Source organism: Caballeronia sp. SBC1, from assembly GCF_011493005.1.
Lineage (GTDB): Bacteria > Pseudomonadota > Gammaproteobacteria > Burkholderiales > Burkholderiaceae > Caballeronia.
Window position 1 is genome coordinate 1,223,320 of record NZ_CP049156.1, and the last position, 18,579, is coordinate 1,241,898.

An 18,579-nucleotide genomic window follows, 5' to 3' on the forward strand; every position below is an offset into this window, starting at 1 on the left:
AAGCCGACTGCTGAAACCACGGCGGGAGCGATTTTCATCACGATCCTTATTACGTGAACACCGACACCACGATCGCCAGCCACAGCGCGCCTACGCCACCCAAAAAGGCATGACGTGCGATACGCACGCGGGATTCATCGTCGGGGCGCTCTGTGGGAGACGTGGCGAGCCACGGCACTGAGCCGAGGCACGCGAAACCGGCGAGCGCCAGGAGGGCGACGGATACATCGATGGAACGCCAATGCGCCCCCTCGTGGATGCCCCAGTAACCGAGGAACACGATACCGATGGAAAACACCGTCGATGCAGCCGAGCTGAGCGCCTGGACTGATCCCGCTGGAAATTGCATGACCTTCCTCCTGATACGCGTGAAAGCACGCAAGATGTTGCCATCATAGGGGAATCGGATTTGAGGGAACGCGGACGCCGCAAGTCGAGCGCGAGCCCAGGCGCCTGGAAGCGGCGCATCCGGTCAGGCTCAGCCATTGTCTGCAAGTGGCGTGTTCTCGTTCGTGACTTTTGTTCGCGCCACGGCTAGAACCCACTTCTGAAGCGCACGGCCTATCCGCTATCCCTCTTGTGAGCCTTGAACGTCGCCACCCGGCGCCTCGGACTCGACGTTCGCCGTGACCTTCTCCCGTGTCATCGACTTCACCCGGCTTTGAATGAACCGCTGCCCCGACACGACGATATAAAACGCCAGCGGCGTGAACACCAGCCCCAGCACGGTCGCCGTAATAGCGCCGCCGAATACGCCGGTCCCGATTGATCGCCGGCTCTCCGCCCCGGCGCCGCTCGACACGAGCAAGGGCACGACGCCCAGCAAAAACGCCGCCGATGTCATCACGATCGGGCGGAAGCGCGCACTCGCCGCTGCGACAATTGCGTCCGGTAACGGCGCGCCATCGGCGTAGAGCGTGCGCGCGAACTGCACGATCAGGATCGCGTTTTTCGCCGATAACCCAATCACCGTGATCATCCCGACCTTGAAATAAACGTCGTTCGGCATGCCGCGCAGAAGCATTGCGATTACTGCGCCAATCACGCCCAGCGGTACGATCGTCAGCACCGCGAGCGGGATGGTCCAGCTCTCGTAAAGCGCCGCGAGCGCCATGAACACGGCCAGCAGCGACAAGCCAATCAGTATTGGCGTCAGGCGAGCGGCACGAGTTTCTTCAAGCGCCGAGTCCGTCCAGTCGTAACCCACGCCCACCGGCAGCGCTTGCGCGAGCCGCTCCATTTCGGCCATCGCCGCGCCGGAACTCGTGCCGTTGGCCGGACGGCCGCTGACATCGAGTGAAGGCGAACCGTTGTAGCGCGTAAGGACCGTCGGGCCGGTCGTCCAGTGCAGCGCCGCCACCGACGACAACGGCACCATCTGCCCCGCGGCGTTACGCACCGAGAGGTTCATCAGACTGTCTTCGGTCATGCGCGAGGGCGCGTCGGCGGCGACCATTACCCGGCGCATACGGCCGCCTGACGGGAAGTCGTCGATATACGACGAGCCAAAGGTGTTCCCCAGCGCGTCGCCAATTTTGTCGAACGAAACGCCCAGCGCATAAGCCTTCGCGCGGTCAACGTCCAGCACGATGCGCGGCGCGTCCGGCAACGCTTCCGAGTGGACATCGGCGAAAGCGGGATTGTTGCGAGCCTGCTCGAAGAGTTGTTCGCGCGCGGCGCTCAAAGCCGCAATGCCAATTCCGCCGCGATCCTCCAGCCGCATCACAAACCCTTCCGAATGGCCCATGCCGGGCACCGACGGCGGCATCTGGGCAGCCACGTCGCCATCCATGATCTTCGAGAGCGAGCGGTTCAGCGTGTCACGCAGCGTGGCCGCGTCGGTATCGCGCGCTGCCCAGTCTTTCAAATCGACAAAACACATGGCCACGTTCTGGCCGCTGCCCTGAAAACTCCAGCCGACCACCGTCGTCACATTCGCCACCGCTGGCTCGCGTTTCAGGATCGCTTCCGCCTGCTCGACGACCGCGAGCGTGCGCGCCTGCGTGGCGCCCGCCGGCAACTGCACCATCACCTGAAGCTGCGCCTGGTCTTCCTGGGGCAAAAAGCCGCCCGGCATATGCAGATAAAGCGCCGCGCACGCGCCGGCCAGCACGAGATACACCGCGAACATGGGACCTGCGCGGCGCAGCACGCGCGCAACGAGCCCGCGATATCCCCGCGAGGTCCAGTCGAAGGCCGCCGTGAAGCCGAACGAACGGCCACTGGCCGCGTGTGAACCGTGTGATGCCCCGTGAGCGCCGTGCCGCACGGCGCTCCGCGGCGGCGCTTTCAGCAGGTTCGCGCACAGCGCCGGCGTCAGTGAAAGCGCCGTGAACGCGGACACGAGAATTGACGCGATCATCGCGACCGTGAACTGCCGGTAGATTCCGCCGACGCTGCCGGGGAAAAACGCCATCGGCACGAACACGGCCGTCAGCACGGCGGTAATACCGACGATCGCGCTGCCCATCTGCTGCATCGCCCGGCGCGTGGCCGCGCGTGGCGCGAGACCCTCTTCGCGCATCACGCGATCGACGTTCTCGACCACGACAATGGCATCGTCAACCAGGATCCCGATCGCCAGCACCATCGCGAACATGGTGAACACGTTAATCGACATGCCGAGCACATAAAGCGCCAGCAGCGCGCCGGTCAACGCGACCGGAATGACCACGGTGGGCACCAATGCATAACGCAAGTCGCGCAGGAACAGCCACATGACCAGGAACACCAGCAGCACGGCTTCGAACAGCGTCAGCGCCACTTCGTGCAGCGCGACGTGGACGAACTTGGAACTGTCGAACGGAATCTCCACGGCCACGCCCGGCGGCAGGCTTCGCGACAGTTCCGCAAGCTTCGCGCGGATCGCAGCGGAGGTTTCCATCGCGTTGCCTTGCGGGGAGAGCCGGATGCCGACCGTTGCCGCCGGCTTGCCGTTCAGCCGCGAAAACGACGCGTAGCTGTCGCGGCCCAGCTCGACCCGCGCGACATCCTTCAGCCGAACGGCGGATCCATCCGTGCGCGCTTTCAGCACGATCTCGCCGAATTCGGCCGGCGAGATCAATTGCCCCCTGACAGTAACTGACGCCGTCAATTGCTGACCGGTGACGAAGGGCACGTCGCCGAGCGTGCCGGCCGTAACCGTTGCGTTTTGCGCCGCGATGGCTTGCGTCACATCGGCGGCGGCCAGATTGAATTCGCGCAGTTTCATCGGATCGATCCAGACCCGCAGCGCTTCTCCAGCGTCCCACAATTCGGCTGAGCCAACGCCCGGTGCGCGCTTCAGATCGCGCAGCAAAGTGCGGTTGACGTAGTCACTTAATTCCACGGAATCGCGCTGGCCGTCAGTGGACGTGAGCGCGACGAGCATCAGGAACGTGCCGGTCGACTTGAAGACGCTGATGCCTTGCTGCACGACTTGCTGCGGCAGGCGCGACTCGATCTGCTTCATCCGGTTCTGGACATCGACCATGGCGATGTCCGGGTTGGTGCCCGCCGAAAACGTGGCTGCGATCTCGAGTTCGCCCAGGCTGTCGCTGGTGGTTTCGTAGTATTGCAAGCCTTCGGCGCCGTCCAGGCTTTCTTCGATCACGCTCGCGACGGTGTTATCCACGCTTTCCGGCGATGCACCCGGATACATCGCGTCAATCACAATGCGCGGCGGTGTCAGCCGCGGATATTGCGCGACCGGCAGAAAGGGGGTGACCAGTCCACCTGCCACAAAAATGGCCAGGGCAACAATCCACGCAAAAACCGGACGATCGATGAAAAAAGACGGCACGCGGGTCCTGACGATTCAATGAGGTTTATTGAAGGCTACCGGGATTTACCGATCGTGATCGGGAGTCGTTGCGGCAGGGATGCCACGCCATTCGCGCCGCGACCGCCAGCCACAAATTATTCGGAATTGCGCCAATCGCGTGCGCGAAACGTTGCGTCAAGATCGTTACGCCGCATAAGCGAGCTTTGAAACTTGGAGACGATGGCTTTCGTGTTGGCTTTTCGTCCAAGCCTCAGCGGAGTGATCTTAAAAACATAAAATAATTGTGTCCAGTTTTATTAAGCAGCGGCTTTTTTTAGAACACGTTTTTCAATGAAAATCTCGCTGGACGCGGTAATTTTCATCGTTATCTAATATTGCAAGAGGATGGGATTATGCTTTTAAGGCATGGGCTATTATTAAATGTGATATTCAACAACGCCCTTTACGGACGATCGGATTCAGAGCGAATCAATCTGGAAAATTGAGCGTTGACAGGCCGTTCGGGCGGCCTGTCGACGCTTGCCCGGTCATCGGTCAGTCATCAACCAAAGCGGGAGGTCTTGCTCGAAGCGGTTTGTTCAAGCATCGAGATGGCCGCATCTATATGGCCTATGCGTTTGCGTTGCGCCGGCATGAGGCTCATCGACAATACAGAATCAACACGTTTTCGCCAATAGGATAAAGACAACCCGTGACTTGATGCAATCCGGTTGATTATCTGTTCCAGATGCGCAATGTCGGTCTCTATGAGTACATGATTCATGGTGTTCCCCGCTAGCGCCGTCATTTTTGCGGTCGCTGGTTATTGCCATCCGGTTCAACGCGGTTATATGCATTGTAAAAGGCAGTACGGCATGGCATTTTCATCAAAATCCGGCCCTGACAAGTTGAGCAAGGCCGCTTCGCCGTTGCACTGGTCAATGCCCGGCTTGCAGGGCTCTCAGCATAAGTCGTGCCACACTCCGTTGCGCTCCGGGGAAACGCTACCGGTCCTTCACTGGCAACGTTTGGCAGGCGACAGGAAGTAGCCGCAAAGCGATGAGGGGCGGCGATGCACACGATCGCTGTTACGACGTAACGCGTGCGGCGTTATGTTCCTTCGTGTCGATGAACGGGAATTGATCTGACGCAAGCGATAAACTGACCGAGCGTTCTGATCGGTATTGATGCGCGAGTTACGAATATAATCGTCGTGGCATTTTTCGATAAAATCTACCGAATTTGTCATTGATCGTTCGATATCAATAATCGTTGGTGCCGAATTGAGCGGCGGCGTTTTGCAATGCTTGGTAAATGCCTGCAGAATTAAAACAAACTGATTAATCAAGAATTTTCCTCCGCAGGGACCGATAAGGATTAACATCGTTGAAACAAAGTGGAAAAGGATAACGTCGTTGTTACCTGTTTCTATCTAGCGAGGCGGAAGGATACGCGGCGCGGATGGCTGAGGAAGCAGGCTTGCAAAGTGCTTTTAACCGGGCGGTTTGCAAGTGCCAGGGAGGAGCCTCCAATGGCCAATAAAAGGCGGCCCGGCGCCAGGATCGTTTCGTCGTCGGACCCCTCGCCGAGTCCCCATTCCGTCGACTTCCCGATTGTCGGAATCGGTGCGTCGGCGGGCGGAATCCAGGCGCTGATGCGTCTGCTCCAGGGCATGCCGGCGGACGGCGGCATGGCGTTCGTCGCCGTGCTGCATATATCTCCGAATCACGCGAGCCATGTCGACGAAGTGCTGCAACGCTCGGTCTCCATGCCGGTCGTGCAGGTCTTCGGTACTACGCCGATCGAAAAGAACACGGTCTACCTGATTTCACCGTCGAACGATTTATCGATCGCGGATGGTTGTCTTCATGTCGCCCCGAGCGATCCGTCGCGACGCCGGCCGGTCGCGATCGACCTGTTCTTCCGGAGTCTGGCGGACGCCCACCGGGCACGCTCGATCAGCATCATTCTCTCGGGAATGGGCAGCGACGGGGCAATGGGCATTGCGCGGATCAAGGAGCAGAACGGCATAAACATCGTGCAGGACCCGACCGACGCGGAGTTCGATGAGATGCCGCGCAATGCGCTGGCAACCGGGTTCGTCGATATCGTGCTGTCCGTCGAGCGGATGCCCGCCCGCCTGATCGAGCTGCGCGACAACGCCCGTGCGATGAAAATGCTGCATGCCGTCGATGACCCTCCGCGAGCCGAATCTGGCATTGAATCCGGCATCGCGCCGTCCGTTTCGAACATCGACGCCGACGCGGACGTGCTCAACGCATTGCTGACCATCCTGCGCATCCGCACCGGCCATGACTTCCGGCACTACACACGCGGCACGGTGATGCGGCGCATTGAACGGCGGCTGCAGGTGAATGGCGTAGCCGATCTGGCCGGGTATAAGCGGTTTATCGAAGCGCATCCTGAAGAGACGACCGCGCTCCTGAAGGACATGCTGATCGGCGTGACGAATTTTTTCCGCGACCGCAAATCGTTCGATGCTTTCGAACAACTCGTGGTGGCGAACCTGTTCAAAAGACGCTCGCTCGACGAACCCGTGCGCGCGTGGTCGGCGGGGTGCTCGACGGGGGAAGAAGCGTATTCGCTGGCGATGCTGCTGATCGAGCATGGGCCGGCCGAAGGCAAGTTTCCACTGATCCAGGTGTTTGCTACGGATGTCGACGCGAGTGCGATCGATACGGCGCGCGCGGGCGTTTATGCGGGATCGATCGTGGCAGACGTCTCGCCGGAGCGGCTGAGCCGGTTTTTTGTGAAGCCGGGCGGCCGTTACCAGGTGAGCAAGGAGCTGCGCCAGAAGGTGGTGTTTGCTGTCCACAATATGCTGAGCGATCCGCCATTTTCGGGGATGGACCTGATCTCATGTCGCAACCTGCTCGTCTACCTCGACAGAACGGTGCAGCGCCAGGTGCTTGAGATGTTTCACTTTGCGCTGCGGCCGGGCGGGTTCCTGTTTCTCGGCGCCGCGGAATCGACCGAGATTGCGAGCGACCTGTTCGGGCAAGTGGACAAGCGCAACTGCATTTACCAGTCGAAGCGCCTTGGCACGCGCGCTGTACCGCCGCTGCCGCTGATCCGCTCCGTGCCTTTCGATGTCCCCAGACGACCCGGTCTGGGGCACGATGCGCCCGTTTCACTAGCGACGCTGCGTCAGCGCGTGTTCGAACGTTATGCGCCGGCTAACGTCACCGTGGATCGTGATGGCGTGATCCTGCATATGTCCGATCGCGCCGGGCGTTTCCTGCAGTATGTCAGCGGCGAGCCTTCGCGCAATCTGCTCACACTCGTCAACCCGGAGCTGCGCGCGGAGTTGCGGACCGCGCTGCATGGCGTGTTGCGCGGCGGTGAGAGTGTTGTGTCGCAGCGCGTGCGCTTTTCTCGGGGTGAAAAGCAGTCGTTCGTCAATATCTCGGTTCGGCCGTTCAAGGACGACGCCAGCGGGCACGACGTGATCGTCGTATTCTTCGACGAAATCGAGGACGAGACAGCCGTGCAGCAGGGTGCACCCGTGCGGGACTTTTCCACTGATTCTGTGAAACTCGTCGATCTGGAACAGGACCTGTATCGCACGCAGACGCAGATGGACACGTTGACGGAAGACGCGAACGTGTTCTCCGAGGAGTTGATGGCGTCGAATGAAGAATTGCAGGCGATCAACGAAGAGCTGCGCTCGACCAGCGAGGAACTGGAAGCGGGCAAGGCAGAGTTGCAGTCGGTTAATGCAGAGCTGGTGACGGTGAATCTTGAACTCACGGATACCGTCGCCGAAACGACCAAGGCGAACGATGACCTGCGCAACCTGATCTCGTCCACCGGCATTCCGACGGTGTTCGTCGACCGCGAGATGCGCATCAAGCGATACACGCCGCCGGCGGTCGCGCTCTTCAAGCTGATCCCGTCGGACATCGGGCGGCCGTTGCTGGATCTGACGCATCGGCTCGACTATCCGCAAATGGCTGCCGATGCGCGCGCGGCCTTCGACACGCTCACGCTCACCGAGCGCGAGATCCGCACGGATCGCGGCGACTGGTTCCTTGCGCGGGTGCTGCCGTATCGCACGGCAGACGATCAGATTGACGGCGCGGTCATCACGCTGATCGACATCACGGCTCGCCGGACGGCCGAAGCGGCGGCCCGCAGCAGTGAAGAACGCCTGCGGCTGGCGGTCGCCACCACGAACGACTACGCGATCATCGTGCTGGACATGGACGGATTGATTGTCACGTGGAACGGCGGTGCGCAACGCATCTTTGGCTATACCGAACGCGAAGTGCAAGGCCAGCCGCTTGATCTCATCTTTCTTCCCGATGATCGTAAAGCGCATGTGCCCTTGCTTGAACGGCAACGCGCCACTCAGGCCGGCCGTGCCGAAGACGAGCGCTGGCACGTGCGCGCCGACGGCACCGAAATCTATTGCAGCGGTGTCACTACGCCGATCGAATCCGATCAGTTCCGCGGTTACGCGAAGATTGCTCGCGATGTCACCAACAAGGCCAGCATCGAGAGCCAGAAGCAACTCGCACTCGCGCTCGAACGTGCAATCCGTGCGCAGTCCGAAGCGGCGGACCGGGTGAAGGACGAGTTCTTTTCCGTGCTGTCGCATGAGCTCAAGAATCCGCTCAACCTGATTCACGTGAAGGCCGAATTGCTCACGCGCATACCCGATGTGCGAGACATATCAAGCGTTCAGGACGCTGCGGATGCTATCCAGCGCGCGGTCGTGGGACAGGCCAGGATCATTGATGACTCGCTCGACCTGTCGCGTGTGCGCACCGGCAGGCTCGCGCTCAGGTTCGCGCCGGTTGAGGTCGCGTCCTTGCTGCAGGCGGTCGCGGCTGCGAGCGCGGCGGATGCGCAGGCGGGGGATATCGAGTTGTCCATAGCGGGCACCAATGCCGCGGTGATGATTCATGCCGATGCCGAGCGCGTCGAGCAGATGGTCTGGAATCTCGTGCGCAACGCGCTGAAATTCACGCCGTGTGGGGGGCGGGTGCGGATCGCGTTATCGCGGCAAGACGGGTTTGTTTGTGTCGAGGTGGCGGACACGGGGCAGGGCATCGCTCCCGCTTTCCTGCCCCGTATCTTCGAAATGTTCAGCCAGGCCGATGGCGGTGGCTGGCGTGATCGAGGCGGCCTTGGGATCGGGCTGTCGCTTGTGAAGCAATTTGCGGAGTTGCACGGCGGGCGAATTGAAGCCGAGTCGGCGGGGCCGGGGCAAGGGGCGACCTTCCGGCTGTGGCTGCCGGAAAACGCGCCGTCGGCGCCGGTGGAAACACCACGTGAATGCGTCGATCGGAGCATCTTGAAGGGGTTGCGCGTGTTGCTTGTCGATGACTCTATCGACGCGCTAGAGGCGTTTCGTACGCTGCTTGAAATGGAGGGCGCGCAGGTGCGTGCCGAGCCGAGCGCCGAGCAGGCACTTGAAGCGGCGACGCAGCAGGAGTTCGATGTGGTGCTGTCCGATATCGGCATGCCGGCCATGACCGGCTACGAGATGATCCGGCAGATGCGAAAGACGCCGCGGACCGCGCGATTGCCTGCGCTGGCGCTCACCGGGTTTGGCCGTGAACAGGATGTCACCCGGGCGCTCGATGCCGGGTTTAATGGTCATTTGAGCAAGCCGGTATCGCTGAAGGGGTTGGTCGCGGCGATTGACCGGAGTTTGCGGAGGTGAGGGGATAGGCGAAGATAGGTGCTACACGCCGAGTCCCTACATCAGGACGATATCGTATTGCTCCTGACTCAGATTCGACTCGACCTGCAACGAAACCGGCTTGCCAATAAAGTCCATCAACATCGCCAGATGCTGTGACTCTTCCTCGAGAAACAAATCGATAACCTGCTGCGACGCCACCACGCGAAACTCGCGCGGATTGAACTGCCGCGACTCGCGCATGATCTCGCGCAGCACGTCGTAACACACGGTGCGCGGCGTCTTCACCTGGCCTTTGCCATCGCAGGTCGGGCACGGTTCGCACAACACATGCGCGAGCGACTCACGCGTGCGCTTGCGTGTCATTTCAACCAGCCCTAACTGCGAAAACCCGTTCACCGTCACCCGCGTCCGATCTCGCGACAACGCCTTTTTCAATTCGCCAAGCACCTGATCGCGATGCTCGACGTTCTCCATATCGATGAAATCGATAATGATGATTCCGCCCAGATTCCTCAACCGCAATTGCCGTGCAATAGTGTGGGCTGCTTCGAGATTGGTTTTGAAGATCGTATCGTCGAAATTACGGGCACCTACATAACCGCCCGTATTCACGTCGATAGTGGTCATTGCTTCGGTCTGGTCGATCATCAGATAACCACCCGACTTCAAGTCGACCCGGCGTGACAACGCCCGCTGAATCTCGGCTTCGATGTTGTACAGATCGTACAGCGGCCGCTCGCCCGCGTAGTGATGCACGCGGGAAGCCACAGCCGGCGTGAACTCGATCGCGAAGTCGGCCAGCATTTGGTACGTCTCGCGCGAATCGACCTGAATACGCGAAGTGTCGTCGTTGACGAAATCGCGTAACACTCGCTGTGCAAGATTGAGATCCTGATGCAGCAGCGAGGTTGGCGCGACCCGCGTTGACTGCGCGACAATGGTTGCCCACGTCTTGCGCAAATAAGCGACGTCAGCCGCGAGCTCTTCACTCGAGGCATCTTCCGCGATCGTCCTGACGATGTACCCGCCTTTTTCGTCAACAGGAAGAACGGCCGTGAGCCGTGCCCGGATGGCTTCGCGTTCGGCCTCGCTGGCAATCTTTTGCGAGATCCCGATATGCGGCTCCTGCGGCAGATAGACCAGCGTTCGTCCCGCGATACTCACCTGCGTGGAAAGCCGCGCACCCTTGGTGCCGATCGGATCCTTGACCACTTGCACCATCAGCGCCTGGCCTTCGAACACGATCTTCTCGATGGGCGTATGCGGCGCATTCGAATGCGTTTCGCCAGCAATACGCGGATGCCAGATATCCGCTACGTGCAGGAACGCTGCGCGCTCGAGCCCGATATCGATAAACGCCGATTGCATGCCCGGCAGCACGCGCACGACCTTGCCGAGATACACATTTCCTACCCGTCCGCGCGACAACGTGCGCTCGACGTGAAGCTCTTGCACCGCGCCTTGCTGAACGAGGGCAACGCGGGTTTCCTGCGGTGTGACGTTGATCAGGATTTCTTCGTTCATGGACGGTTTAGAAGTCGACGCGCGCCACGCGCAGGAGTGCTGCTGTTTCGAAAAGAGGCAGGCCCATGATACCCGAATAGGACCCTTCGATCCGTTCGATAAACGCCGCAGCGCGTCCCTGAACGCCATATGCACCGGCCTTTCCGAGCGGTTCGCCGGTGGCCGCGTAACGCTGCAGTGCAGCACGCTCGACGGCCGCGAACTGCACAAGCGAACGCGACAGAACCGGCGTGAGCACAACGCCGTCGGCGTCGACCACGGCGAGCGCTGTCAGCACCTCGTGATCGCGCCCGCATAGCCGTTCGAGCATCGCGACGGCATGGTCCGCGTTGTCCGGTTTGCCCATGATCGCGCCATCGAGGGTGACGGTCGTATCGGCAACCAGAATAGGTGCTGCAGCATGTCCGCCCTTCAAGCGGCGAGCGTACGCCGCCTCGGCCTTTGCCGCACAGACGCGCAACACGTATGCATCGGCCGCCTCGCCGGGCAGCTCCGTTTCGAGCGCTTCGGCGTCTTCATCGGGACGCGGCAGCAACAGCTCGAAATGCACGCCGAGTTGCTGCAACAGCTCTTGTCGCCGGGGACTTTGCGACGCGAGATAAACAAAAGGGAAGCTGGAAGATGAGGTGGACGATGGCATGTTCGTGGATATTGAAGGTCACGCGCCGTAGCCCCAAGCGTGGTCGTTCAACGCCCCGATGCCACACCTCATACGTTACGCGCGATGATAGGGATGATTCTGCGTGATGCTCCACGCGCGATAAAGCTGTTCAGCCAGCAGCACGCGGACCATGCCGTGCGGCAGCGTGAGACTTGAAACACGCAGCAGGACTTCGGCACGCCCCTTGACCTGCGGGTCGAGACCGTCGGCGCCGCCGATCACGAACGCCACATCGCGGCCTTCCTGCTGCCAGTCCGGCAATGCGCCGGCAAGCTGCATGGTGGTCCAGTCACGGCCGCGTTCGTCGAGCGCGACCAGCCGCGCATTCTTGGGCAGCGCCGCCTCAATTCGCAGGCGTTCGGCAGCCATCACGCTCTCGGCGTTACGTCCCGATGAGCGCTGTTCGGGTTTGATCTCGCGCAACTCGACGCGCAGCTCAGGCGGCATGCGTTTCGCATACTCGTCGAAGCCGGTCGCAATCCAGTCGGGCATCTTGTGGCCGACCGCAAGAATATGAAGTTTCATGGCGACATTGCAAAGCGCTTCACCTGCGTCCCGCCCGCGCTTTTGCCGTGATGGACAGCGCGTCGGACAGCGCGATGTGCGCGTTCGGCTAGCGTCAGCGGCGCGTGGTCTTGCGAGCCGGCTTGGCGGCTGGCTCGTCGTCTTCGTCGTCCGACACGCTGACCTGGGCGCCGCTGAAACCACCTGAGCTTTGCAGCTTTACGCGCACGGGTTTGTCGCCCCAGACCTCTTCGAGGTTGTAGTACTGGCGCAGCGCCGGTTGGAGGATATGGACGACTGCGTCGCCGCAATCGACCAGCACCCACTCGCCGACCTCTTCGCCTTCGGTGCTGATGACGTCGCCGCCCAGCCCCTTGACCTTGTCACGCACGCTGTTGGCGAGCGCCTTGGTCTGACGATTCGACGTGCCGCTCGCGACGATGACACGGTCGAAGAGGGCGGTCAGGTGGGTGGTGTTGAACACCTTGATGTCCTGCGCCTTGACGTCTTCGAGACCGTCGATGATCGCGCGTTGAAGCTTTGTGATTTCCATATTTTTACCGATGGTTTTACCGATGATACAAATGGTGTTGAACAATATAGTCCCATACGGCGGACGGCACATGACTCTCGGCGTTTATCTCGCCTGCCGCCTGCGCCCGCAGGCGTTCTCTCAACTGCTCGCGGATCCCGGTCGCCGACACTTCCAGCTCCAGCGCGGAATCGATCAGCAGATGACCATGCGGCGTGGCTTGCAGCACCTCAGCCGGGGCGCTGCGCACGGCAATTTCCGCGGCTACAGCGGGAGAAACCGTCGAGACATCAAAACCCGCGCGAGTTTCCACGCACACGTGCGCAAATTCGAACAGGCGTTTCCATTCGCGCCATGAATCCAGGTGCACGAGCTGGTCAGCGCCGATCAAAAGTGACAGCGACGCGTCCGCGCCTTCTCGCGCGCGCCAGCGAGCCAGCGTCTCCACGGTATAGGTCGGACCGTCGTGATCGATTTCATCGGTGGCGACGATGACTTTTAACCCTTCCGCATGCAGTGAGTCCGCCGCCGCGCGGGTCATCGCAAGCCGGTGGTGCGCCGCGGTGACATCCTTTTTCTGCCACGGCTGGCCGGCCGGCAACAGCACGAGTTCGGTCAGGTCGAGCAACTCGGCGAAACGGCGAGCAAGGGCCAGATGAGCGTCGTGAATCGGGTCGAACGTGCCGCCCAGCAAACCAACGCGTCGAGCACAAGGGAGATTCGATTTCAGTGGACGATCCTCTTCGGGGACAGATTGCAACAGGTGCGGCGATCCGGTCTCATAGTCTGCAGCTTTCTTGCGGCCTGCTTTGTAGTTCTTTTGAAGGCAGTTCTTTTATAACCACTCTCGTGCCACCAGGAAATCCGAGTAAAGCCGCGCTTCGGGCGTGCCAGGCTCCGGTTTCCAGTCGTAGCGCCATGAAACTGCCGGCGGCATCGACATCAGGATGGATTCCGTACGGCCGCCGCTTTGCAGCCCGAACAGCGTGCCGCGGTCGAAGACGAGGTTGAATTCCACGTAGCGGCCGCGCCGGTACGTCTGGAATTCACGCTGCGCTTCGTTGTAAGGCGTGTTGCGCCGGCGTTCGATGATCGGCAGATATGCGGCGAGGAAGCTGTCGCCGACGCTGCGCACCATGGCGAACGATTCGTCGAAACCGGGTTCCGAGACGTCATCGAAGAAAATCCCGCCGACCCCGCGCGCTTCATTGCGGTGCTTGAGATAAAAATACTCGTCGCACCATTTCTTGAAACGCGGGTACAGATCCGTGCCGAAGGGTGCCAGCGCGTCCCGGCACACGCCGTGAAAATGCCGCGCGTCTTCCTCGTAGCCATAATAAGGCGTGAGGTCCATGCCGCCGCCGAACCAGAACAGGGGGGGCTCACCCGCTTTTGTCGCGATCAGCAGGCGCACGTTCATGTGCACGGTAGGGCAGTGCGGATTGCGCGGATGCATGACGAGCGACACACCCATGGCCTCGAAGCCACGCCCGGCAAGTTGCGGACGCGCGGCGCTCGCCGAGGCTGGCAAAGCGTCGCCGGCTACATCGGAGAAACCGATGCCGCCGCGTTCGAAAAACTGGCCGCCTTCGAGAATCCGCGTGCTGCCGCCTCCGCGCAACCGTTCTTCCGGGCCACGCTGCCAGGAATCGATGAGGAATTCGTTGCCGTCGAACGCGCCAAGCGTCTGCGCGATCTGCTCTTGCAAACCGGTCAGATAAGTGCGGACAGCTTGTACGTCGTAGGTTGGAGCGGTCATCGTGGACTGTTTTTACTGCTTGCCGGAGAAGGACCCGGAGTTGGGTGAACGTTGGTTTTGCCCAATGTTGCCTGGTCCCGTGCGCGTTCCTTCTAAAACGCACTGCCGGACGCGAAGGTCCGGCAGTGCGTTGCTCAATTTGTTGCGTTGCTGCGGTGTTGCGTTTGCGGCGGCTTCTGGCGCCAGTTTCGCGTCACGTTAGCCGGTCACGTTGCCAGCGGCCCTGCTTCAGCTGTGGCGATCTGCCGCTTTACGATTCAGCGCGCGATAACCAATGTCCCGCCGATACTGCATGCCGTCGAACGCGATCTGATTGATCGTATCGTAGACGATGGACTGCGCGCCGCGTACCGAGTCGGACAAACCCACGACGCACAGCACGCGTCCGCCCGACGTGCTGAGCTTGCCGTTTTCCAGCGTCGTGCCGGCATGGAAAGTCACGGCTTCCGGCGTCTCCGGGGGAATGCCATTGATCCGGTCGCCCTTGCGCGGCGTGTCCGGGTAATTGTGCGCGGCCAGCACCACGCCGAGCGCTGTGCGCCGATCCCATTCGATCTCCGCCGTCGCTAGCGTCCCGGCGATCGCCAGTTCCACTACCTTCGAGAAATCGCCCTTCAGGCGTGCCATGATCGGTTGCGTTTCCGGATCACCCATCCGGCAATTGAATTCGAGCGTTTTCGGATTGCCGTGCGCGTCGATCATCAGGCCGGCATACAGGAAGCCGGTGTAGCGGATGCCTTCCTGCTCCATGCCACGCACCGTCGGCAGGATGATTTCGCGCATCACGCGGGCGTGCAGTTGCGGCGTGACGATAGGCGCGGGTGAATAAGCACCCATGCCGCCGGTGTTCGGGCCCTTGTCACCGTCGAGCAGACGCTTGTGGTCCTGGCTCGACGCCAGTGCCAGCACGTGTTTGCCGTCCACCATCACGATAAAGCTCGCTTCCTCGCCGTCCAGGAATTCTTCGATCACCACGCGCGCACCGGCGTCGCCCAGTTTGTTGTCGGCGAGCATGGAGTCGACGGCCGCGTGCGCTTCTTCAAGCGTCGTTGCCACGACCACGCCCTTGCCGGCCGCGAGTCCGTCGGCCTTGATGACAATGGGCGCGCCCTTCGTGTCCAGATACGCGTGGGCCGCAGCGATCTCCGTGAACGTTTCATATTCCGCAGTCGGAATGGCGTGGCGCTTCATGAACGCTTTCGCGAAGTCCTTCGAGCTTTCCAGCTGCGCCGCTTCTCTGGTAGGGCCGAAAATTTTCAGGCCACGTGAGCGGAACAGATTGACGATACCCGCCGCGAGCGGACCTTCAGGGCCAACCACGGTCAGCGCAATCTGCTCGTTCTCGGCGAAATCGGCGAGTGCAGCGGGATCGGTGATGTCGACATTGAGCAGACGCTCGTCCTGAGCCGTGCCGCCGTTACCCGGCGCGACATAAACCATCTGCACGCGCGGCGACTGCGCGAGTTTCCAAGCGAGCGCATGTTCGCGACCGCCGGAACCGACGACGAGTAACTTCATTTAAATCCTCGAAGATCTTAAGAAATTCATGGCGGCAGGAGGGCGGACCCGTTTGAATCGATTTTTACCAATTCGAGTCGGTTTAAACTAGTCCACCGCGCCTGATCCGCGGATATCTGCTTTGCCGCGCGCCGGATCTTTGCCGGACGTCTGCCGAATCCTGTGCGGGCGCTTTGACACGGGGAAGTGGCTCGCGCCATCGCGCGGCTGCGTCACGCAACTTCCCTGCTGTCAAACGCGGCTTCCGGCCAGGTTCGACCCACCTCAACAACACTATTCAGCCAGTATTTCAGGCCTATATTTCGGCGGACATACCCGGTGTGATCTGCCGCCGGTCTTTCACATAACGTACTCGCCGGCGGATTTATTCACCCATGGCCACCGTATTCGCCTGCGCACGCGTCCAGGTTCCGTTGTTCAAACAAACGACTGAAACGCACAGCGACACATGCACCAATCGAGCCAGAAATGGGCACCGGCGTCTGCCGCCCCGCCGCGTACATGCCTGGCGCACCGGTGTCCAGGCAAGCCGATGCGGCGCGACTCGGTGGCCGGTCGGCTCACGGCGGCTCCTCATTACCCGATGATCATTCCTGGTCGATAGCAGCGTTCGTGTACACCTCTTGCACGTCGTCCAGATTTTCCAGCGCGTCGAGCAATTTCTGCATTTTCGCTGCGTCTTCGCCGGTGAACTCGACTTCGGTCTGCGGTTTCATGATGACTTCCGCCACTTCGGCCTTGAAACCGGCAGCTTGCAGCGCGTCTTTCACCTTCTGGAAGTCGTTGGCCGGGCAAACGACTTCAATGCTGCCATCGTCATTCGTGACCACGTCGTCCGCGCCCGCTTCGAGCGCCGCTTCCATCAGCTTGTCTTCGGACGTGCCGGGAGCGAACAGGAACTGGCCGACGTGATCGAACATGAACGCCACCGAGCCGTCCGTGCCCATGTTGCCGCCGAACTTCGAGAACGCGTGGCGGACTTCCGCAACGGTCCGGGTACGGTTGTCCGTCATGGTGTCCACGATGATCGCCGCGCCACCGATTCCGTAGCCTTCGTAGCGAATTTCTTCATACGTAGCGCCGTCGACACCGCCCACGCCGCGCTGGATCGCGCGGTTGATGTTGTCCTTGGGCATGTTGGCGTCGTAGGCCTTCTCGACGGAGAGCCGCAGGCGCGGGTTCGTGTCCATTTCTCCGCCGCCCATGCGTGCTGCGACCTGGATTTCCTTGATAAGACGCGTCCAGACCTTGCCACGCTTGGCATCGGTCGCCGCTTTCTTATGCTTGATGTTGGCCCATTTTGAATGACCCGCCATACCTTTCTCCATAGCGCGCGAGCTTCTCTCGCACGCCTGTATGTCAATGATGCCGCCTTATCCCGAAAAGGCGCTTTTCGCCAGCCGGCATTTTTATGTTCGCGCTGCATGGTTGCAGGGCCTAAATGCCCGAGCGTGGCACGGCGCACGCCCTGTTTTTGCGGTTCCGTGGGACAGGACCGGTTGCTGATAAGCCGCAAATCCACTATTGCGCGAACTAACACCCCCGCCGAGAACTTGCCGCTGGCCGAATGACGCCAGACAATTCCGAATGACGCCGGCCAACCCCTTCAGCCAACTCATTCAGCCAGCCCAATGCACGAACCGCCTATTTGGCGGACCCGAATTTTATCATGGCGCGCCGTTTCGGCAGGCGTTGGCCTTGCTGACACGGCGCGCACGTCCTCTCATGTTGCCGGGTTGAAGCTCGGTTCTGTACTAGTTTTTCGTGCCAAATAGCCGGTCACCGGCGTCGCCCAGACCAGGCACGATATACGCGTGCTCGTTCAGATGAGAGTCGAGAGAGGCCACGTACAGCTTCACGTCCGGGTGGGCGTCCGAGAAGACCTTCACGCCTTCTGGCGCCGCAACCAGTGCCACGAAGATGATGTTTTCACCGAGCACCTTGCGCCGTTTCATTACGTCCACGGCATGGACCGCTGAATAGCCGGTTGCCACCATTGGATCGCACAGGATAAACACGCGCTCTTCCAGGTCGGGTGGCAGACGCACAAGATACTCGACCGGCCGGTGGTCTTCCGCGCGATACACGCCAATATGGCCGACCCGCGCCGACGGAATCAGGTCCAGCAGCCCGTCCGACATGCCGATCCCGGCCCGAAGCACTGGCACGATAGCCAGCTTCTTGCCGGCGATCACAGGCGAGTCCACGGTGACCAACGGGGTTTCGACACGCTTGGTGGTCAGCGGCAGGTTGCGCGTGATTTCATAACCCATCAGCAGCGTGATTTCGCGCAGCAACTCGCGAAACGTTCGCGTGGACGTGTCCTTGTCCCGCATGTGCGTCAGCTTGTGCTGAATCAGCGGGTGGCTGAGGATGAAGAGATTGGGGAAGCGGCTGTCCTGTTTCATGGAATTCGCGCGGTTGCCGCGGCATTAAGTGTGGATTCGGGTGATTCGTTCGGTTCTGAAGCCGCGTTGGTTTTGCATGGCTGTGCTCAAGCAATGACGCCAGTTTACCCAAATTACGCGTGCCGAAAGCGGAGATTGCGGGCGATAGGCCGTCCGGCTTATTGCGCGGCCGACGTCCGATCCCTCATTCTTCTAGAATTGCATCAAGCGGTCCGCACGTACGGAAGGCGGACCAGGATTCGGCGCAAGACTTCACT

General features: G+C 60.8%; 14 protein-coding genes. 1 reads left to right on the plus strand and 13 read right to left on the minus strand.

Annotation, left to right across the window (positions count from 1 at the left end; all coding sequences use genetic code 11):
• Nucleotides 1-49 precede the first annotated feature (49 nt).
• The 4 genes from SBC1_RS05375 to SBC1_RS05390 all read right to left on the minus strand — a co-directional run bounded on the left by SBC1_RS05375 (nucleotide 50) and on the right by SBC1_RS05390 (nucleotide 5,090).
• Entirely contained in the window at nucleotides 50-349 is a 300-nt protein-coding gene (locus tag SBC1_RS05375; RefSeq protein ID WP_165088204.1) for a hypothetical protein, read from the minus strand.
• Between the two features lie 219 nt (nucleotides 350-568).
• Nucleotides 569-3,781, minus strand: a complete 3,213-nt coding sequence (locus SBC1_RS05380; protein WP_165088208.1) for a multidrug efflux RND transporter permease subunit — start codon at nucleotides 3,779-3,781, stop codon at nucleotides 569-571.
• A 523-nt stretch (nucleotides 3,782-4,304) separates the two neighbouring features.
• On the minus strand, nucleotides 4,305-4,526 hold the full coding sequence (locus SBC1_RS05385; protein ID WP_165088212.1) for a hypothetical protein: 222 nt from the start codon (nucleotides 4,524-4,526) through the stop codon (nucleotides 4,305-4,307).
• A 231-nt stretch (nucleotides 4,527-4,757) separates the two neighbouring features.
• The gene (locus tag SBC1_RS05390) at nucleotides 4,758-5,090 is read right to left on the minus strand and encodes a hypothetical protein (protein ID WP_165088215.1); all 333 of its coding nucleotides are present in this window, start codon (nucleotides 5,088-5,090) and stop codon (nucleotides 4,758-4,760) included.
• 183 nt (nucleotides 5,091-5,273) lie between these two features.
• On the opposite strand from SBC1_RS05390, the gene SBC1_RS05395 reads away from it, so the two are divergent.
• Complete coding sequence (locus SBC1_RS05395) at nucleotides 5,274-9,434, plus strand: CheR family methyltransferase (RefSeq protein ID WP_165088220.1); 4,161 nt, start codon at nucleotides 5,274-5,276, stop codon at nucleotides 9,432-9,434.
• 36 nt (nucleotides 9,435-9,470) lie between these two features.
• On the opposite strand, the gene rng is transcribed toward SBC1_RS05395, so the two are convergent.
• From rng to upp, 9 genes are all read right to left on the minus strand, one after another.
• Nucleotides 9,471-10,940 (minus strand): ribonuclease G, encoded by a 1,470-nt coding sequence (gene rng, locus SBC1_RS05400; protein ID WP_165088222.1) that lies wholly within the window; start codon nucleotides 10,938-10,940, stop codon nucleotides 9,471-9,473.
• Between the two features lie 7 nt (nucleotides 10,941-10,947).
• A complete protein-coding gene (locus SBC1_RS05405; RefSeq protein WP_165088226.1) occupies nucleotides 10,948-11,580 on the minus strand; it encodes a nucleoside triphosphate pyrophosphatase in 633 nt (210 codons plus the stop codon).
• Nucleotides 11,581-11,655: 75 nt separating this feature from the next.
• Nucleotides 11,656-12,126, minus strand: coding sequence for a 23S rRNA (pseudouridine(1915)-N(3))-methyltransferase RlmH (rlmH, locus tag SBC1_RS05410; protein ID WP_165088230.1), 471 nt, complete (start codon nucleotides 12,124-12,126; stop codon nucleotides 11,656-11,658).
• A gap of 94 nt (nucleotides 12,127-12,220) precedes the next feature.
• On the minus strand, nucleotides 12,221-12,658 hold the full coding sequence (rsfS, locus tag SBC1_RS05415) for a ribosome silencing factor (protein WP_165088234.1): 438 nt from the start codon (nucleotides 12,656-12,658) through the stop codon (nucleotides 12,221-12,223).
• Nucleotides 12,659-12,674: 16 nt separating this feature from the next.
• Nucleotides 12,675-13,400, minus strand: a complete 726-nt coding sequence (locus tag SBC1_RS05420) for a nicotinate-nucleotide adenylyltransferase (RefSeq protein WP_165093077.1) — start codon at nucleotides 13,398-13,400, stop codon at nucleotides 12,675-12,677.
• Between the two features lie 72 nt (nucleotides 13,401-13,472).
• Nucleotides 13,473-14,396, minus strand: a complete 924-nt coding sequence (hemF, locus tag SBC1_RS05425; protein WP_165088237.1) for an oxygen-dependent coproporphyrinogen oxidase — start codon at nucleotides 14,394-14,396, stop codon at nucleotides 13,473-13,475.
• A 228-nt stretch (nucleotides 14,397-14,624) separates the two neighbouring features.
• Nucleotides 14,625-15,914 carry a phosphoribosylamine--glycine ligase gene (purD, locus tag SBC1_RS05430; protein WP_165088241.1) on the minus strand — a complete coding sequence of 430 codons (1,290 nt, stop codon included), beginning with the start codon at nucleotides 15,912-15,914 and terminating at the stop codon, nucleotides 14,625-14,627.
• 587 nt (nucleotides 15,915-16,501) lie between these two features.
• On the minus strand, nucleotides 16,502-17,230 hold the full coding sequence (locus SBC1_RS05435) for a YebC/PmpR family DNA-binding transcriptional regulator (protein WP_165088245.1): 729 nt from the start codon (nucleotides 17,228-17,230) through the stop codon (nucleotides 16,502-16,504).
• Nucleotides 17,231-17,668: 438 nt separating this feature from the next.
• On the minus strand, nucleotides 17,669-18,322 hold the full coding sequence (upp, locus tag SBC1_RS05440) for a uracil phosphoribosyltransferase (protein ID WP_062087891.1): 654 nt from the start codon (nucleotides 18,320-18,322) through the stop codon (nucleotides 17,669-17,671).
• Nucleotides 18,323-18,579 lie beyond the last annotated feature (257 nt).